This is a genomic window from Fibrobacter sp. UWR4 (assembly GCF_003149045.1).
GTDB lineage: Bacteria > Fibrobacterota > Fibrobacteria > Fibrobacterales > Fibrobacteraceae > Fibrobacter.
In genome coordinates this window covers 57090-75513 of record NZ_QGDU01000001.1, presented here as the reverse complement: position 1 = coordinate 75513, position 18424 = coordinate 57090, and the positions used below count along the sequence as shown (strand labels likewise).

General features: G+C 48.1%; 18 protein-coding genes and 1 tRNA gene. 10 read left to right on the top strand and 9 right to left on the bottom strand.

Translation table 11 applies throughout. The features are described 5' to 3' along the window. Nucleotides 1–308 precede the first annotated feature (308 nt). Nucleotides 309–926, top strand: a complete 618-nt coding sequence (locus BGX12_RS00350) for a histidine phosphatase family protein (RefSeq protein WP_109734110.1) — start codon at nucleotides 309–311, stop codon at nucleotides 924–926. A gap of 36 nt (nucleotides 927–962) precedes the next feature. On the opposite strand, the gene BGX12_RS00345 is transcribed toward BGX12_RS00350, so the two are convergent. Further along, a complete protein-coding gene (locus BGX12_RS00345; RefSeq protein ID WP_109734109.1) occupies nucleotides 963–1925 on the bottom strand; it encodes a DUF5683 domain-containing protein in 963 nt (320 codons plus the stop codon). Between the two features lie 157 nt (nucleotides 1926–2082). Here BGX12_RS00345 and BGX12_RS00340 point away from each other — a divergent pair, with 157 nt between their 5' ends. The 3 genes from BGX12_RS00340 to BGX12_RS00330 all read left to right on the top strand — a co-directional run bounded on the left by BGX12_RS00340 (nucleotide 2083) and on the right by BGX12_RS00330 (nucleotide 4442). Beyond that, nucleotides 2083–2595, top strand: coding sequence for a CinA family protein (locus BGX12_RS00340; RefSeq protein ID WP_109734108.1), 513 nt, complete (start codon nucleotides 2083–2085; stop codon nucleotides 2593–2595). A 42-nt stretch (nucleotides 2596–2637) separates the two neighbouring features. Continuing rightward, complete coding sequence (recA, locus tag BGX12_RS00335) at nucleotides 2638–3735, top strand: recombinase RecA (protein WP_109734107.1); 1098 nt, start codon at nucleotides 2638–2640, stop codon at nucleotides 3733–3735. Nucleotides 3736–3839: 104 nt separating this feature from the next. Next, nucleotides 3840–4442 (top strand): hypothetical protein, encoded by a 603-nt coding sequence (locus BGX12_RS00330; RefSeq protein WP_109734106.1) that lies wholly within the window; start codon nucleotides 3840–3842, stop codon nucleotides 4440–4442. Between the two features lie 16 nt (nucleotides 4443–4458). Here the strand turns inward: BGX12_RS00330 and BGX12_RS00325 are convergent, their stop codons facing one another. Then, nucleotides 4459–5382, bottom strand: a complete 924-nt coding sequence (locus tag BGX12_RS00325; protein WP_146196196.1) for a hypothetical protein — start codon at nucleotides 5380–5382, stop codon at nucleotides 4459–4461. 132 nt (nucleotides 5383–5514) lie between these two features. Here BGX12_RS00325 and BGX12_RS00320 point away from each other — a divergent pair, with 132 nt between their 5' ends. From BGX12_RS00320 to murD, 6 genes are all read left to right on the top strand, one after another. Then, entirely contained in the window at nucleotides 5515–5955 is a 441-nt protein-coding gene (locus tag BGX12_RS00320; RefSeq protein ID WP_109734104.1) for a hypothetical protein, read from the top strand. Nucleotides 5956–6065: 110 nt separating this feature from the next. Next, nucleotides 6066–6827: a triose-phosphate isomerase gene (gene tpiA / locus BGX12_RS00315; protein WP_109734103.1), complete on the top strand. Its 762-nt coding sequence runs from the start codon at nucleotides 6066–6068 to the stop codon at nucleotides 6825–6827. Between the two features lie 44 nt (nucleotides 6828–6871). Next, the gene (secG, locus tag BGX12_RS00310) at nucleotides 6872–7255 is read left to right on the top strand and encodes a preprotein translocase subunit SecG (protein WP_109734102.1); all 384 of its coding nucleotides are present in this window, start codon (nucleotides 6872–6874) and stop codon (nucleotides 7253–7255) included. A gap of 48 nt (nucleotides 7256–7303) precedes the next feature. Further along, nucleotides 7304–7387, top strand: a tRNA-Leu gene (locus BGX12_RS00305). 110 nt (nucleotides 7388–7497) lie between these two features. Then, complete coding sequence (locus BGX12_RS00300; RefSeq protein WP_146196195.1) at nucleotides 7498–7770, top strand: hypothetical protein; 273 nt, start codon at nucleotides 7498–7500, stop codon at nucleotides 7768–7770. A 109-nt stretch (nucleotides 7771–7879) separates the two neighbouring features. Beyond that, complete coding sequence (gene murD, locus BGX12_RS00295; RefSeq protein ID WP_109734100.1) at nucleotides 7880–9226, top strand: UDP-N-acetylmuramoyl-L-alanine--D-glutamate ligase; 1347 nt, start codon at nucleotides 7880–7882, stop codon at nucleotides 9224–9226. A gap of 100 nt (nucleotides 9227–9326) precedes the next feature. On the opposite strand, the gene BGX12_RS00290 is transcribed toward murD, so the two are convergent. The 7 genes from BGX12_RS00290 to BGX12_RS00260 form a co-directional block, all read right to left on the bottom strand. Beyond that, the gene (locus BGX12_RS00290) at nucleotides 9327–10709 is read right to left on the bottom strand and encodes a TldD/PmbA family protein (RefSeq protein ID WP_109734099.1); all 1383 of its coding nucleotides are present in this window, start codon (nucleotides 10707–10709) and stop codon (nucleotides 9327–9329) included. Beyond that, nucleotides 10710–11501: an imidazole glycerol phosphate synthase subunit HisF gene (gene hisF / locus BGX12_RS00285; protein ID WP_109734255.1), complete on the bottom strand. Its 792-nt coding sequence runs from the start codon at nucleotides 11499–11501 to the stop codon at nucleotides 10710–10712. Nucleotides 11502–11591: 90 nt separating this feature from the next. Next, on the bottom strand, nucleotides 11592–11915 hold the full coding sequence (gene trxA / locus BGX12_RS00280; RefSeq protein WP_109734098.1) for a thioredoxin: 324 nt from the start codon (nucleotides 11913–11915) through the stop codon (nucleotides 11592–11594). 182 nt (nucleotides 11916–12097) lie between these two features. Further along, entirely contained in the window at nucleotides 12098–14836 is a 2739-nt protein-coding gene (locus BGX12_RS00275; RefSeq protein ID WP_109734097.1) for a PCMD domain-containing protein, read from the bottom strand. An 11-nt stretch (nucleotides 14837–14847) separates the two neighbouring features. Next, nucleotides 14848–16512, bottom strand: a complete 1665-nt coding sequence (locus BGX12_RS00270; RefSeq protein WP_109734096.1) for a PCMD domain-containing protein — start codon at nucleotides 16510–16512, stop codon at nucleotides 14848–14850. 11 nt (nucleotides 16513–16523) lie between these two features. After that, nucleotides 16524–17453, bottom strand: a complete 930-nt coding sequence (locus BGX12_RS00265; protein WP_158278121.1) for a hypothetical protein — start codon at nucleotides 17451–17453, stop codon at nucleotides 16524–16526. A 19-nt stretch (nucleotides 17454–17472) separates the two neighbouring features. Beyond that, nucleotides 17473–18423, bottom strand: a complete 951-nt coding sequence (locus BGX12_RS00260; RefSeq protein ID WP_109734094.1) for a nickel/cobalt transporter — start codon at nucleotides 18421–18423, stop codon at nucleotides 17473–17475. Nucleotide 18424 lies beyond the last annotated feature (1 nt).

The following is an 18424-nucleotide window of genomic DNA, read 5'->3' as shown; positions in this document are numbered from 1 at the left end:
GTAAATAAATTTAAGCAATTTAGCGTTTTTTCATGGATAAATCGGCAACGTAATTGACGTTTTTCTTACGTAAATGTGACATACATCAACAAAACTCGCCCCGTTTTTTCTTTTTTGCCTGACTTGAAAAAAAATCACGAGTTTTCTATAATTGGAAGTCCTAGGTCCTGCGCAATGACTATTTGCGGGCAAATCGCCAGGGCGAAAGCAGCAACGGACTTGCGAGTTTTTATGTGCTCAGGTAACCTAGGATTCTTTTTAATAACCTGCAGGGTCTTCCCGCGGGTTATTTTTTTATCTTTTGGGCCATGATTCTATGGACCATCCGACACTCTAAGCCCTATAATCCCAACGACCTCTGCTATGGCCGTCTGGATTTCGACGTCTCCCCCACTTTTGAAGAAGAAAGCGACGGCGCCCTTAAGGCTCTAGTTGCCGCCAACGCCAAACCTACCAGGCTGTTCTCCAGCCCGCTGCTGCGCTGCACCCGCCTGGCAGAAAAGGCATCCCCCATAGTCAACCTCCCTATCGAAAAGCGTGACGAGATCATCGAAATCAACTTTGGCGACTGGGAAGGCAAGCACTTTTCTGAAATTCCCCGTGAGGAAATGTCCGGGTGGGCAGCTGACCTCCGAGGCTACCGATTCAAGAATGGCGAGAACTTCTTCGATATCGACAAGCGCGTGGAAAAATTCCTGGACAGCCTGGACGACGAGGGCGAATTTCTCTGGATCAGCCACGCCGGCGTGATTGCCGCCCTGCAGCACTTCGCCTGCGGACTTCCTAACGACATTTTCGTGGAAGGGGCATTCAGCTACACCATGGTGACCAAGTTCGAATTCAAACGCAACGCCGAAGGACATTTCCGCGGAACGTTCACCAAAATCCACGACGGAATCCAAATGCAACCCTTAAAAATCGGCTAATTAAACAGCTGATGCCGAGTCAAGCTCGGCATGACGTTAAAAATCAAAGGTAAATAAGGCCTGGGCGCCACCGGAAAGGGTGGGCAAAAGAGCCAGGTGAACCGGATTGTCAAAATCACTCAGGAGAGCATCTACAGCGGCATCGCCTAAAGAGTACAGATAAAGTAAGGCACTCGCCCAAATATACTGGTTTCGGTTCTTACGGTAGTAGGTCACGCGTTCCTGTATTTTTTCGTAATCTTCGGAAGACGTCCCCTCCCCAGCCTGCATGTGCTTTCGGTCTAGATAGTATTCAACCATATTCTGGGAAGTCCAGATACTGACGGCGGAACCAATCAGTCCCATATAGAGAAGCCCCGCCTTTCCAAAGTCGCCGTTGTACATCTGACCTGCTCCGGGAATAATCCCCCAGAGCACGGCCTTCAGCATGCTACGCTGTTCCACGCTGCGATGGTTGTTGTTCCACCAGATGCCAAAGGCATCCATCATGCCATACAGATGCAAGCCATAGAGCCAGGCAGTTTCAGCCTTGCGCAGGTCTTCCTGTTCCATCTTCTTGTCGCTGTAGGAGCGTAGACGGTTCACATGGTTCTGGCGTTTTCCCTGGTAATAGGAGATGCTGTCCCTGGTAGATGCGTTGCGGATCAGGTTCGTATAGTAAGACACGGAATCCCTGAACGGAGCCGCCTGCTCCAGCACGCGATCATATTGGAACGACTTATTGTAGACGACTTCATAGAACAGCAGGAGCTCGATACCTGTAATAAAACCACCGCGGACGTAATGTTCCGTATAATACTGGCCGCCGCCAGGCAATACACTGAACAGCATGGTAAGGGGCAGGGAATTTCGTTCTGTCGGAATGTCCCACTCGTTGACAGTCAAGGTATCGATGGATTCAATTCCTGTTCGTCCCTTTTCCAGCGGGCTTGCGGCATGGACGGCCACTGCAACAGACAGCGCCACAAGCAGACTCAGGATAAAGGAACGTGAAATCATCGGCGCTAATATAGAATTATTACACCTGGTAGATCAGCGATTAAACCAGGGCGATTGCTAATTCCAGAAGAAAATTTGTATTTTTTTAGCGGTCAGCATTGTCTGACATTTTTTGACACTGGATGTTTTTATATTTGAGTCATCAAAGGAAACAACAATGAACTTCGAAACCATTAACGATCTTGCTCTCGCCGTCAAGGAAGCCCTGGAAAACAAGGGCCAAATGATGGCCACCGCCGAATCCTGCACAGGCGGCCTCATTGCAAGTTCCATCGTAGATATTCCCGGATCCTCCGCAGTTCTCGCCGGCGGAATCGTGGCATACCAGAACGAAATCAAGGTGAAGTTGCTTGATGTTTCCGCAAGTACAATCGATAAATATGGTGTGGTCAGCGCAGAAACCGTCAAGGAAATGGCGGAAGGCGCCCGCAAGAAATTCGGTTGTGAATGGGCTGTAGCCACCACGGGAATCGCAGGTCCCGGAGGCGCCGAGCCCGGCAAACCTGTGGGCACCGTGTGGATTGGTGTCGCCAGTAGTTTGCAAAATGAGGCTTTTTGTAAAAAATTTAGTGGAAATCGCCAAAATGTACGCGAAAAAAGCGTGTATACAGCGTTGCAGCTGCTTTTAGAAAGAATTAACCAAAAAAGCACTTGCACAAAAGTACACTAGTTAGTATATTTAGAAACGAAAAAACAAAAAATGGAGTCAATCATGGCTAAGAAAACGATCAACACCCCGACAAGCAACCTTTCCGCAGACAAGGCAAAAGCTGTAGAAGCAGCAATTGCACAGATTGAAAAGAATTATGGAAAGGGTTCCATCATGGCACTGGGCCAGCAGCCCAACGAAGACATTCCCGTGATCCCCACCGGCTGTATCCAGCTGGACATGGCTCTGGGCGTAGGCGGCTTCCCCCGCGGTCGTATCATCGAAATTTACGGACCCGAATCCTCCGGTAAGACCACCCTCACCCTCCATGCCATTGCTGAAGCACAGAAGCTCGGCGGTGTGGCAGCCTTCATCGACGCAGAACACGCATTCGACGCCGTTTATGCCCGTAAGCTCGGTGTGGATATCGAATCCCTCCTGGTCTCCCAGCCGGATACTGGTGAACAGGCTCTGGACATTGCAGAAACCCTGGTCCGCTCTGGCGCAATCGACATCATCGTCATTGACTCCGTGGCAGCCCTGGTTCCCCAGGCCGAAATTAACGGCGAAATGGGCGACAACCATGTGGGACTGCAGGCTCGCCTCATGAGCCAGGCACTCCGTAAGCTCACCGGCATCCTCTCCAAGTCCAATACCTGCATGCTGTTCATCAACCAGCTGCGTATGAAGATTGGCGTCATGTTCGGCAACCCGGAAACTACTACCGGCGGTAACGCACTTAAGTTCTACGCCACCCAGCGTATCGACATCCGCCGCATCGCCGCCATCAAGGACGGCGAGGACGTCATCGGCAACCGCACCCGCGTCAAGGTGGTCAAGAACAAGGTGGCCGCTCCGTTCACCCAGTGCGAATTCGACATTCTCTATGGTTGCGGCATTTCTCGCGAAGCTTCCATCCTGGATCTCGCTACCGAACTGGATATCATCCAGAAGAGCGGTTCCTGGTTCAGCTACAACAACGAACGTATCGGTCAGGGTCGCGAAAATACCCGCCTCTTCCTGAAGGACAACGTCGATCTCTGCAACGAAATCGAAGAAAAGATCCGCGAAAGCATGAAGGACGTCGAACTGTTCAAGCTGAGCGAAGGCGATGCCCTGTCCGCAGATGACGATGTGGAAATCAGCTCCGACGAAGCATAACAAACAAACTTGTAAGCACGATTTTCTTCCTTAGACAACAAACTCCGGTCTCTCTTTTTAGCCATTGGGATTGACCGGAGTTTTCCTTTTTTTATTTTTGGCACATGCTTAAGTCTACTCTTCTCGCTTGCGGCGTCCTTGCATCTATTTCTCTCGGTCAAGATATTGCTCATTGCACCCACCAGGTGGCAAACACTCCCCTAACCGTGAAATTCAAGGGCGATTACATCAACGCAAAGAAGAATAACGTTTCCGTGGACGTGGAATGGCATCACAATCCCGCCGCACAGGACACCTTCTATATCATCGCTACCGGTACAGAGGCGCAGATGTTCGTTACCGCCGGCGAGCACCGCTATGTGATCTACGGGAAGACGAAGGCAAAGCGTCAGATTGGCGCACGTCACCTGCGGGAAAACATCGGCGAGACACCAATGAAGTATGACGATCTGGAACTTCTGGCTAACGGATGGTTCCTGCATCCGGATTCCGCAAACGTCCCTAACGTAATCCTTTCCGCATTCCCGGAAACACAGGCTGAATTCACCCTGGACACCCTCCCCTATCCCATGAACATTTCCGTCAAGAGATGGAATGACGACCGCTCCTACGAGATTACGGAATGGAAGGAATTCTCCGGGGCAATGCTTCCTGCCAATACAAAAATTACCGGAAAGAACTTTTCCGGCAACATCGTATTTTACTAATCCAATTTAATTCAGCCTACTGATAATTACGATGGAAGGGGAAAGAGAAATACCCTTCGTATTCTACCTGCAGCAGGAATCTCTGGGACAGATTTCCGTCATAGAAACGGTCCTTCAGACGCTTCCAGGCACCAAGTTCCACGGAAATATTCTGGAGGCCATCCTTCCAGGAAAAATGCCCACCCAGCAGCATCTTACCATAGCTCAAGCCTTCCTTCTGGACGGTATTTTCGCTACGGAGATAGCCCGTTCTATAATAGGTAGTCCTATACAGAAGAGCGAAATTTTCATTCAGGGGGATTCGTCCATAGTTTTCCAGTTCGATCAGGAAGTCTCTACTGAAAACGGGAATGTTACGTTTGTAGTCGTAGCTTTTTCCGTCGTATCCCGTACTTACGTCAGACAGAATGTAATGGAGGGACAATCCAAGAACGGACCCCTTGGGGAATGAATAGCAGATTACTCCATTTAAGTCCACCAGCTGGGCATAGTCAAATTCAGCATCGTCATTGTAGACGTTGTCGGTGATGTAGTCAGCATTCCAAGTTTCCGCAATACGTCCACCACCCTCTACGTCAGCAGTCACCATTTCCAGGTTGGACTTGAAGTACAGGTAGCTTTCGTAGGTCATGTTCAGTTCAATCTGGGGATTGGACTTGAACGGGCGGATACCGATGCCAGCCAGATACCCCCCATAGAAAGGGGTAATTTCGACGCCGGCATCCATGCGCCAGTAAGACGGAGTACGGTCCAGCTTTTCACCGTACTTCAGCAAATCCAAAGGCTCCAACCAGGTGTAATGGAGAGAACCGTAGGCCTGCGGCAACCACTGCCCCCAGACAAAGGGAGTATTCCCGGACAAAGTCCACGCCATATTGGGACCATAGCGGAAGCCCGTCTGGGCACTATGATTAAAATCAGCAGCAAAGGCATTTGCCATTAGGCAAAAACCAATGATAAAAATGCATGTAAAACGCTTGAAATACGTCATTGCTGTGTAAAATTTAAATTATTTTTGTCATATCCACCATAAAGTTCTTATTTTGTGGTCATCATTTTCTGAGGAGATTGTATGAAGTTTTCACATTTGTGCGTGCTTGGCATTAGCGCCCTGATGTTCTGGGCCTGTGCAAGCCGTTACTCTTCCCCGATTCTTATTGAACGTGGTGAAGGTCGTAAGGAATACGAACGCGAATACTTTGCCGTCAAGGAAAGTATGGGCATCGACAAGCGCTTGAAGGACGTGTTCAAGCAGGGTTATATCGAAGAAGGTATGACCAACGACATGGTGAACCTGCTGTGGGGACCTCCCGATCACGAAAAGTCCAACGACAAGTCCAGCGTCTGGGAATACTACACCCGCGAAGGCAAGCTGATTACCCGCCTTATCTGGAAGCACCCCGATCAGGCCCGTCTGAAGGGGTACGAAGAGGAATGGATCCTCGAAAAGATCGAAGGCGACCGTTATGGTGGCTCTCCGGCTCCCGTCAGCAAGCACAGCTCTAACTACTAATAGCTCTCTAACAGGAGTTTTCAGTATAAAAAACCGCCCGGACTTCCCCTGGCGGTCTTTTTTTACTAAATTTAACCCGTTAAATTTTTAAACCTCTCAAGGAGTTAATTATGCGTCAGTATATCATTGCTGGTAACTGGAAGATGAACAAGACCGTTAGCGAATCCGTTCAGCTCGCTAAGGACATCGTTGAAGCCGTCAAGGACGTGAAGAAGACCGAAGTGGTCATCGCTCCGACCTACCTCGCTGCTGCAAAGGTTGCAGACATCGTTAAGGGCACCAACGTGAAGCTTGCTATCCAGGACATCCACTGGAAGGACCAGGGCGCATACACTGGTAAGGTTTCCGTTGACATGGTTAAGGAAATCGGCGCAGAATACATCATCATCGGTCACTCCGAACAGCGTCAGTACTTCCACGAAACCGAAGAAACCGTGAACCTGAAGGTCAAGAAGACTCTTGAAGCAGGTCTCAAGCCCATCATCTGCATTGGCGAAACCCTCGACGAACGTAACGGCGGCAAGCTAGAAGCTGTTCTCTCCACTCAGGTGAAGGGTGCTTTCGAAGGCGTTTCCGCAGAAGACGCTGCTAAGTGCGTTCTCGCATACGAACCGGTTTGGGCAATCGGTACTGGCGTTACCGCTACCGACGAACAGGCTCAGGACACCCAGGCTTTCGTACGTTCCGTTGTTAAGGAAATCTACGGCGAAGCAATTGCCGAAGGCATGCGCATCCAGTACGGTGGCTCCATGAAGGGCGCAAACGCTGCTGGCCTCCTCGCTCAGAAGGACATCGACGGCGGTCTCATTGGTGGTGCAGGTCTCAAGGCTAACACCTTCATGGAAATCATCGCTGCTGCAGAAGCAAAGTAATTTCCAGCCATTAAAACTTTAAACAACTCAAGGTAAAAACGACTATGACAACTCTCTTTTGGATTGGTATCGTCCTCCACGTATTCCTCTGCTTGTTCCTCATGCTCCTCGTTCTCGTTCAGAACGACAAGATGGGCGGCCTTGCAGGTCTCGGTGGCATGACTTCTCAGTCTGCTTTCTCCACCGCTGGTGCAGCTACCTTCATCCAGAAGCTGACTCGTATCGTAGCTGTTATCTTCTTCATCGTGGTTTTCGCACTGGGCCTCATCACTGCTAAGCAGAACCAGGTTGTTGAAGAATCCGCTATGCAGAAGGCTTCTCACGAAGCTGCAGCACAGCAGGCTCCGGAAATTCCGGCTATGCCCGCCAACTTCGGCGCTCCGGCTGCAGCACCTGCAGAGGCTCCGGCAGCACCTGCCGCAGAATAATCCTTGAGGAAAAGTTTTGCGCATCATCCTCGATGTTGCGCGAACCTCGCGGTCGTGGTGGAATTGGTAGACACGCTAGCTTGAGGTGCTAGTGGGAGCGATCCCATGACAGTTCAAGTCTGTCCGACCGCAGTAAGAAGTCCAGTCGAAAGACTGGGCTTCTTTTTTATTTTAAAGATCGACAATTTTTTTGAGAAAGTATTTTTTTAAATTAAAAAGAAACTGGGCATAGGAGATCTTAAATGAAAGTCCTTTTTCTAGCGGTGATACTTACCTCAATCTGTCTGGCTACAACATCCTGCAGTTGCGGAACAGTCGATGATTATGGCGAAACTTGCCGAGAAGAAGAAGAAAAGAATGCCGCAGAAAATCGTGATAGAGACCTCGACAACCGAATCTGCTACGACCAAGGCAAGGTTGACGCATGCATTAAAGAGCAGGAATCTACGGCTCTCCCCGAAAGGATTAATATTCAAAAATACTGTCAAGAGAAACATTCCTACAATTGCAAGTAAGAGTTTCCTTCTATTTTTTCAATCACATCTTGCTAAATTTTAGCCCGTAATTCGCGGGATGGTTCCGCGCGAAAAATTGCGGTTCTGTACCGCGCAAAAAAGGTTTTATATGAACAACAATTTGGTTTCTCCTGTTGGTATTCTCGGCTTTGGCGTTGAAGGTCAGAGCACTCTGCGTTACTTGTTCCGTGAAGGCGTCAAGGAAATTATCGTCATGGACAAGAACCCAGTGAACTTGCCGGAAGCCCCCATCGGCATTAACGTGAAGGTATTTAGCGGCGAGAACTATCTGGAAGGTTTGAGAGACTGCGTTACTGTAGTACGTTCTGCGGGCGTCTATCCCATGAGTCAGGATTTGTTCAAGTTCCAGATGAACGGTGGCATGATGACCAGCCAGATCCAGTTGTTTTTAGAACAAACTAAATCCACCAAGACCGTAGGCGTTACCGGCACCTTGGGCAAGGGCAGTACCGTCAGCATGATTAGCCACATTCTCGATAAGTGCGGCAAGGCAAATATCATTGGCGGAAATTTCGGCGTGCCCGCTCTCGACTTGCTGGAAGACGATTCCGCTGACCGCATCAGCATCCTGGAACTTTCCAGTTTCCAGCTAATGACACTTTCTCTTTCTCCCGATGTAGGCGTAGTACTGCGCGTATCCACCGAACATCTGGACTGGCATACCAGCGTGGAAGAATACCGCGACGCAAAGGCAAATCTTGTCCGTTGGCAGAAGAGTGCCGGCACCTGCGTCTACCTGAAGGACGCCGCCCCCACCGCAAAGATTGCAAGCGAAAGCCCTGCCAAGAACAAGCTTGCAGTAAGTTTCGGCGATGGAGACGCCAACATCGAAGGATCCGTACTTACCATCGGTAACGACAAGCTGTTCCTTAGCGATTGCAAGGTCCGCGGCATCTACCAGCTGGAAAACATGGCTGCAGCAACTCTCGCCTGTACCGCCCTGGGCATCAAGGTTGCAGACGCCTTCGAAGCTCTTAAAACTTATGAAACCCTCCCCTTCCGTATGGAATTCAAGGGAGAAAAGAATGGCATCGAATTCTACAACGACAGCTACGCCACACGTCCGGATGCAACTATCGCGGCCACCGGCAGCATGAAGCGCCCCTTCGCGCTGATTCTGGGCGGTTCCGAAAAGAACGCAGACTTTACCGAATTGAGCAACATCCTGGTGAAGGATCGCCCCAACCTGAAGCGTGTGGCTTTGATCGGCGCAACCGCTGAACGTATGCTAGACGATTTGAAGAAGGCTGGTGTGGATGCCGCAGGAATCAAGACCGCCATCTTCCCCACTCTGGAAGAAGCATTCGCCGACAGTCTAAATATTGGCGAAGGCGGAACTGTAATCATGAGTCCCGCCTGCGCAAGTTTCGGCCTGTTCAAGAACTACAAGGTCCGCGGCCAAGTCTTTGACAAGCTGGTGGCAGATTTAGGCTAACAGCCAAGCCGAGGACTCTCGGCATCGGCTTATTCATTTAAGAAAAGGCTGTGCATTTGCACAGCCTTTTTCAATATTGCAGATTTGCAGGAGATAAGCCTTATCGACCGCCCACCAGAATCTGGTCCACTTTAATGGAGGGCTGGCCCACCGTCACGGGAACGTGGCCGGAGCTGGCACCGCAAACGCCTGCAGCGAGTTCCAGGTCGGAGCCCACCATGCTAATGCGAGGCATGATTTCGTGCCCCTTACCGATGAGGGCGGCACCGCGAACAGCTTCGCAAATTTTGCCGTTGCGAATGACGTAACCTTCGTCTACAGCAAAGTTGAATTCGCCTGTGGCAGGATTGACGGATCCACCAGCCATACGGGCGGCATACAGGCCATAATCCACGCTGGCAATCATGGAGTCCAGAGTATCCTTGCCGGGAGCAATAAAGGTATTGCGCATGCGGCTTACAGGAGCGTACTTGTAGGATTCGCGGCGACCGCTTCCAGAGCGCTTTACGCCCACTTCTGCAGCACCAACACGATCAGACATATAAGTCTTCAGCACGCCGTTTTCGATGAGCACGGTACGTTCCGTAGGAGTACCTTCGTCATCCACTTTCAAGCTACCCCAGACACCATCCAAAGTACCATCATCGATGGCGGTAAGGCAGGGCTGTCCGATGGTTTCACCCAGCTTCCCGCAGAAGGGGCTTGCATTACGACGAATCGATTCCGTTTCCAGCGGATGACCGCAAGCTTCGTGGAAGATGACGCCACCAAAACCGTTGCCCATCACTACAGGCATTTGCCCGCCATTGATGTAGCCCGCAGAAAGCATACGGACGGCACGTTCTCCAGCGGCAACAGCCATTTGTTCGGGACTGTAATTTTCCATCAGTTCATAACCGCCAATGGCGCCCGGACGTTCAGCGGAAGTCAAGCGTTCAGTTCCATCTGTAGCAGTCACGCTGACGCTCAGGCGCAAGTGGGAACGGTCCATTTCCAGATTCACGCCTTCACTGTTCAGCAGATGAACGTGTGTGCAATCGTCTGCGACGGAAACAGCAACCTGAGCCACCTTGTCGGAAACAGCACGGGCGGCCTTATCAGCACGGAACAGGAAATCCTGCTTCACCGCCTGACCTAAAACGCGAGGATCCTTGAATGCTGCGGGATTATAATCCACCACACGCTTGGACGGATTCAGTTCGATGGGTTTCTGTTCCATTCCAGCAATTCTTCCGAATGCAAGCGTTTCTACCAGCTTGATCAATGCTTCTTCGGAATCATCGCTGGTAAAACCGTATAGAACTTCGGTACCATAAAGCAAACGAATGCCAATACCATAATCCGTACCTGCAGTGGCAGAATCAATCTGGCTGGACTTCAGTCCAAGTACGGAACTGCGTGTCTCTTCTTCGTAAATTTCAACGAAGTCTGCACCAGCCTTACGACCGGCTTCAAAAATCTTGACTGCTACGGACGGATTCATTTAAACCTCGCCGTTCATTTTCTTGCGCACGGGAATACCGGCGGCAAGCATTTCACCCTTGATCTGGGGAACAGTGTAATCGCCGAAATGCACCATGGAAGCCACCAGGGCGGCATCGGCAGAAGTCTTGTTGAACAGGTCCACAATGTGGTCCGGAGTACCAGCACCACCGCTTGCGATTACGGGAATCTGCACAGCCTTTGCAACCTGATCCGTAATGTTCAGTTCGTAACCATTGCGGACACCATCCGTATCAATGGCATTCAGGCAAATTTCGCCAACGCCCAGTTCTTCGGCCTTCTTAGCCCATTCCACAGCGTCCAAGCCCATTGCCTGACGACCACCGCGAATGTACACTTCATAACCGCTAGGGAATTTTTCGGACACCCCCACAAACTTGGCATCCATACCAAGGACGATGCACTGACGACCAAAGGCCTTGGCGCCTTCAGCAATAATTTCAGGATGAAGAACAGCAAGGCTGTTCACGCTTACTTTTTCGGCACCGGCAAGCAGAGCCTGGTGCATGTCGTCCAGATTGCGGATACCGCCACCCACAGCAAAGGGGATAAATACACGCTTTGCAATCTGACGAATCATCTCCATGTCACAGGGACGGTTTTCAGCGCTGGCTGTAATATCGTAGAACACCAGTTCATCTACGCCATCTTCGCTATAACGGGCACCCATTTCCACCGGATCGCCAATATCAATATTGCCCTTGAACTTTACACCCTTCGTCACCTTGCGGTCACGGACATCCAAACAAACAATCAAACGTTTAGTAAGCATAATCCAAAGATAAAAAAATCCATCCCTTGCACAGGAACGGATTCTACAGTTCTGTCGGTTCTTCACCAAATGTACTGAACGAACGGACTTTTACAAATTGCGGTCGATAACGGTCTTGACGGTATTCTTAGGAACTGCGCCAACAACGTTACCCACTTCCACGCCGTTCTTAAAGAGCTTCATGTTGGGAATGTTGGTGATACCAAAACGAGCGCAAATGTCACCTACACCCGGTTCGTCAACATTCATCTTAGCGATAATAGCCTTGCCTTCATATTCGGAAGCAAGTTCTTCAACCACGGGGCCCATCATCATGCAAGGACGGCACCAGGTAGCCCAAAAGTCAACAAAAACCAGCTGACCAGAGCTAATCACTTCATCAAACTTATCTGCTGTAAGATTCAAAGCAGCCATTATTATCTCCATTTCCCGTTAAGGGAATTTCTCTACGCAATGAAATATAACAAAAACAAATTAAAAGAAAAAGTCCAAAGTCCATTTTATGTCGCAGGTCACACCTTTTGAGAGCGACTAGTAAATCAAATGATGGGAAAAACGTCCCATCATCTGCTTAGAACCCAGGTTATTTTCTCCGCTTAGTAAATAAGTTTGAAGTTATCTACAATAAACACGGCACCCTCAGTTCCGCTGTAGTGATTGCCATCCGCACTAGCAGCAAATACAGCTCTAATATGAGTCACCGGCAACGTACCATCACCAACAATCAAATGATTGTCAATTCCCTTAGAATTAAGCAATGCGCCACTATACAAAGTTGATACAGACCCCTTATCAGAACCAACATTCATAATTGGCGATGCGGCATAGGGCTCTCCATACTTCAATTTCATTCTCAAGGTACGAAGTCCAGTTGTTGCATTAGGCTCAGAAATGCTAATGACATCAGGATCCGACAAATCATTATCAGAGGTAGAACGATACCAAGCAGAAGCTACCAAAGTGTTCACGTCGCTACTAGTTCTACATACATTTGATCCTGCAGTAGATCCGTTCGTGCAAGTTTTCGTAGAGGTTCTATTTTCCAATAGTAGATAAACGTCACAACTATCATTCTTTCCCGTATACTTGATGTCCAATTCCATATACTTCGGACGTGCAGCAAAGGGCTTTCCAAAATCAATAAGTTCATTTCCATCCTTGTAACTTAGCATACTTGTCGCAGCAACACCCTTGGGATTCATCACACCGATAAACAAATTTCCACTAGCCAAAGTGTTCACCACAGGAGCTTTCTTGGTTTGCATATATACAGCCTTGCCGTTACCAGAAGATGTGGAAGAGGTTATGGTAACGTTAACAAGTCCTGACTGGTTGCCATTGTCCCAGTCAGAAGGTTTATTGCCGCTCCAGGTTTCAAAACTACTATTAGGATACTGATATCCGGCACGGATTTCATAGTCCAGAGACTCTGCCCCGTTAGAAACAGTAGCTTTCACTCCTGTGCCTAAATCATAAGATGAACCATCTGCGACACCCGTAATTTCAGCACCATCAGAAAGTTTAATATCGCTGATTTTCAATTTGCTTAAATCAGAACGGAACTCTAGGTTATCGTAATGAATCCAATGGATCCACTTGCCGTTTTCCTTGACGCTATCCACCACAGCATCCTTACCATCAATTTTCATAGAACGAATTCGCGGAGCTTCCAAAACAACAGGAGCCTCCCCCACCTTTACCTTCACAGTCCATTCCACTTCATCGCCATTTTCAGCGACGACCACAATCTTTGCAGAACCACTGGTAAGGTTGACTGCATTTTCGGAAGGCGATTTTTTCTTTGCCTTGTCAGAGTAAGTCGCAGTAAAGTAAACGTCAGAAAGATTCGTTCCATAGGGAACTTCAAAAGAGATTTCATGTTTGGAAGCATCAATCACAGGTCCGGCATCGACTGCAACACCTTCAACAGAAAATGTCTTCACATCCGCTTCAGAAGACAGCGGATAATCAGCAGAAATGTTCCACACCGCAGTGCTAGCATCTTCCGCAGTAATTGTCATAACAACCGGAGTGCGCAAATCCAAAGCACCTGTCTGCAAGTTCTGGGAAGCCGTTTCAGAAATTTTCACCGTCAGATTCACAGCAGCAAGAGCTTCCTGGTTCGCCAGGTGAAGAACTACAGTTTTCTTTTCAACATCAATAGTAGCCGTCTTCACTTCATCCTTAGCAGAAATAGAAAGCAGTTCCTTTTCATCGGAAGCCTTTTCGTCTGCGGCAGCCACATCAATGGTCAAGATCCAGACCTTTTCGGAACCATCTTCTGCAGTAACCGTAAACTTCTGAAGTTCGCGCCATTTTACATCCTTAGGTTCTGGAGAAAGTTTAGCACCTGTAGATACCTTGAAAGAATCCACAACAGCCTCACCCACAGTTTCGCTATTCAGAAGCTTTACAGCGATGGTATCTCCATTACGATTTACCTTCAACTGATTCTTGAACCAAATCTGGAAATCTGTTGCAGAACTTAAGATCGCCTGAGTAACCACAACCCAAGTTCTTTCGGAACCATCTTCTGCAGTCACTACAAAAGTCTTTACCTTGCTCCAGTCGGAAACCTTAGAAGGATCTTCCTCAATCTTTGCTGCTCTATGGATTTCAGACTGGTCCAATTCAACCTTGGACAAATCCGTCCCCTGGGCAAAAGTAACATAGATGGTATCACCGCTGGTTTTATTTTCCAGTTCATCCTTAAAGGAAATCTTCAAGCTATTATTATCGCTGAGCGTTACGCTACTGCTAGAGGATTCATCATCTTCTTCCGCCGAACTTGAAGAAGAGGATATGTCAGATTCGTCACCATCCTGACCGTTATCATCACCTTCTTCTGCGGCAGAAGAACTGCTAGCGACTTCCACACCAGGAATGGTAAATTCCATTTTCCAAATGGAAGGATCTCCATTTTCGGCAACCACCACGATATACACCACCAAGCTCTTGGGAATACGAATCTTGTCGCCCACATGAATTTTTTCAGACGCATAGGACACTGCGTTTGCAAGAGAATCCAGTGCTGCTGAATCACTGGGGAATTCCTTGAACTTTCCATCCACCAAATGAATAGATGCAAGCGAGCTTACATCGAAAGAAGCAACAGTAACGGAATCCCAGGTAGTTAGAGATTCCGGCGGAACTACAAGAGTCACCTTAATGAGATGTTCATCCGCATAGACGGAAGGATCGCCATCCTGTTCATCAAAGACAATGCTATTGAAAGTCTTATAGTGTGACTTGCTAAATGTATCATAATCCGCTGTACAAGCCCAAAGGCCCCAAAGGGCAAATGCAAAAGTCAGAAAAACCAAAAAACGTTTCATAATCCAGTTCCTTAGTAATTCAGTTTGAAGTTATCCACAATGAGTTTTGAATTTTCGCCTCCGCGATACTTCCCGCTATTTCCAAGAGCACCGCCATCTACCACAAAGGCATAGGCAGAGGAAGCAAACATCACTCGAATCGATGCAACGGTTTCATTTCCAGAGCCAACCGTCAGATCAGATACACCTGCATACTCTGCACTGATCAATCCCGCATCAGAACCATATTCCAGTTCAATAGTTTCCGTGGCCATATCGGAAGATTTTGTTTTCACGATGGATCCTGCGGCAACAATTTTATTGTCGGAACTTACCAGAGCGACATAGATCAAACCCTGCTGAGGGAATTTTTTATTAGTGTTTGCCACATGACTATAGGCGAATGTCACCTCAAAGGATACTGGACGTGCAGAGAACGGTTGTCCAAAAGACATGCCCTGAGAAATATCGGAAGCATAACTTGCATCGGGCGTACCTGACGTATAGTTCCACTGATACAAATGAACTATGTCAGTATCCTCAAATGTTCCTGCAAAATAGAATCCACCAGCCATTTTCCAACTTCCCTCAATGCCAATGAAGGAGCCCTCGATTTCACGCGTTGTAAGTGTCATCTTGGAGTCAGAGAATTCAGCATTTGCAGAAGACTTGAGCTTAATCGCCGCAGTAGTTTTTTCCCTTGCCATAGCATCGCTGGTGGAGCCCCAGAAAGACTTGTCCCAACCACTAAAATCAGAACCAGGCAATTGAGGTCTCTCTGTCTCTACAGAGCTAGAAGATTCGACCACATCTTCAGAAGAGCTACTAAGAACAGCTTCAGAGGAACTACTTACCACTTCACTGGAGCTAGAGATTTCTTCACTGGAGGAAGACACCTTCTGACTAGAGGAGGATGGAACTACGCTAGAGCTAGAGACAATCACCGCGCTGGAAGAGGAAACATCTACACTGGAACTCGAAACCTCTATACCAGAAGAAGACTCTACAATACTTGAGCTAGAAACATACCCTTCACTGGAAGAAGATACTGCTATGCTAGAGCTAGAGGCTGCAGCAATGCTGGAAGAGGAAACTTCAACCACGGCACTAGAGGAGGATTCCACAGCTGCAGCACTGGATGAAGACTCTTCTACGTTTTCACTAGAGGAAGATCCTTCAGCGCTTTCACTGGAAGAGGATTCAACTATTTCGGAACTAGAGGATTCAGCTTTAGAGCTAGAAGATTCTACATCCTCGGAGCTGGAAGATTCTTCAACGACATCTTCCGGCTTTGCGATTGTCCAGATCTTTATCACGCGGTAATTCTTGTCCAAAGCCACCACGCGGACATCCTTATTATCCTTCAGGGAAATCACGGAACCCGAGTCCAGAGGATTTTCCCAATCAAAGGAAGGGTCTTCAGGATCGTCATCCGTAGCGATAAAGAAATAGGTTCCTCCAAGGGAAGCAAGAGAACTTATCACCAGGGAATCCGTTCCCTCAGGCAATTCAATCACACCGGTTTCTACATCCACAACCACAGAATCAAGATTGTCAAAAACACCGGTTCCATCAGGAACAGGAGGAACGCTTGGTTTTTCCACATCGGAACAGGCATTAAATACCAGCACCGAGCTTGCACCAATCACAAGCATACCCATCACGCGGATTCCATTCATCATCATTTTCTTAAGCATAGTCAACCTCCCTAGAAGAAGTAGACCAAGGAAAAATCCAAGGCCAGCAGGTTGATGGTAAAATTCACGATGTTATAGACAAATTGACTCTTAGTTTCGCCATTCTCTTCCACATTCATCACGCTGGAATTCAGCCCCAGCAAACCAACGGAAGTTTCGAAAGCGAATCGGTTCAATACCATAATGCAAATACCCGGATTGATACCTACATCAATGGACCAGGCATTGTTCAAAGTCTTCTTCATGTCCTCCCCATTATCCGTCTGGGACATGCCATAGGAATATTCTACGGATATGGACGTTTCATTAAAGAAGTAGAACGTCTGAGAATCAAAAACCTTCAGATAGTTTTTGAGAACAGGCTGGACGAAAAAGCCATTGCTCACATACTTGCGACGTTCCTTCAAATCAAGCAGATCTTCCATCAAGGCAAAATCAATATCAAACCAAGTGCGAGAATAGCCTGCCCGAAGACCGATCGCCATAGCATCCTTCACGAAGTAACCACCAAAGGCCTCAACAGTAAAAGTATAACCATAGGCGTCATACACATCGCCAATCATAATATTCAAAGCATCGTCATCCGTATTTCCTTGAATTAGGGAAAGGGATACGCCGCCATAAATACGCCCCTTGGCAATAGCTTCGTCAGGAGAGACCGGCAACAAGCCTTCCAACAGTCCACCTTTTTTCTTGACGGGAGTTTCAACAGCCGGAATTTCAGCAATAGGCACAGCAGCAGGCTCTTTTACAACAGGAGCTTCAGCCACAGGCGTTTCCGCTACGGGAGCTTTCGCTGTCGGAGCTTCGACAACGGGATTTTGCAAGTCAGGAACAACAATCGTATCATTTGCGGCAACAGGCAGGCTACTTTCCGCAGGCAACTCTTGCGCAAAACTAAACAATGAAAAAAGCAATGAAATTAGAGCAATCTTTCTCATGCCCTAAAGATAATTTTTTTTAACACTGTCCGACAAATGTATTATGGAGCAAAAGCACTCCAGAGGTGGTCACCAGAACTCCGCCTGCAATGGAGGCAATCATATAGATTTTCGAAGCAAAACGGCTGCTACGAGATTTTTTATCAATTCCCTTTCGGAAAGCCACTGCAGCAACACCAAAGGAGATATTCGTGACCATCATTCCGACGCAAATCACAAATGCTCCCACTAGAGCATAGACAATCATTGAATTTAACAGGCAAAAAAGAACAATTAAAGCTACTGCAGGGCAAGGGACAATCCCTGTTATAGCCGCAACCCCTATAATTTCTTTCCACGAAGCAACCGCAGGCATTGTATTTGCCACGTATGAGGATTCTTTTCTTCGTTTTAGGAAATCTTTAATTCCAAAGAAAATCAAAACAAGGCCTGTAAAGACCAACATTGCATAACTGATCTTTTCAATGCCCCCACGTCCCACCTCAAAAGCGGGAAACACAGCTGTTTTAAGGAAAAGATAAAGGACAAACAGGATTACAACCGCACTCATGGTGTGTGTAAACGTTATTCCCGCGCCTAAGGCAACTCCTTGGCGCCAGCGTCCTCTCCTTGCCAGGAAAAAGCCCACCACAATGGATTTTCCATGGCCAGGTCCAAGAGCATGAAGCAAGCCATAAAGAAAACAAACCGCGATGAAATACCAAACAGCAGAATTTTTCCCCGCCTTCATGGCGTTGATCTGCCCCGACAAAGTCTCTCGCAGATTTTTTTGCACGGCCCCCAAAGCAGCAAGGAGGCTAAAACCTGATTCCGCAACAGGAGCATCATTAGGACTCACCACCACACTAGTGGTATCTTTCACATTTTCCACATCAAATCGTTTTTTCTTTACAGCAGCGGAACCCCCTACAACCAAGAACAGCGTAAGGACAAACGCAAGAAAGAAATTGAAACGTCCCGAGAATACCATA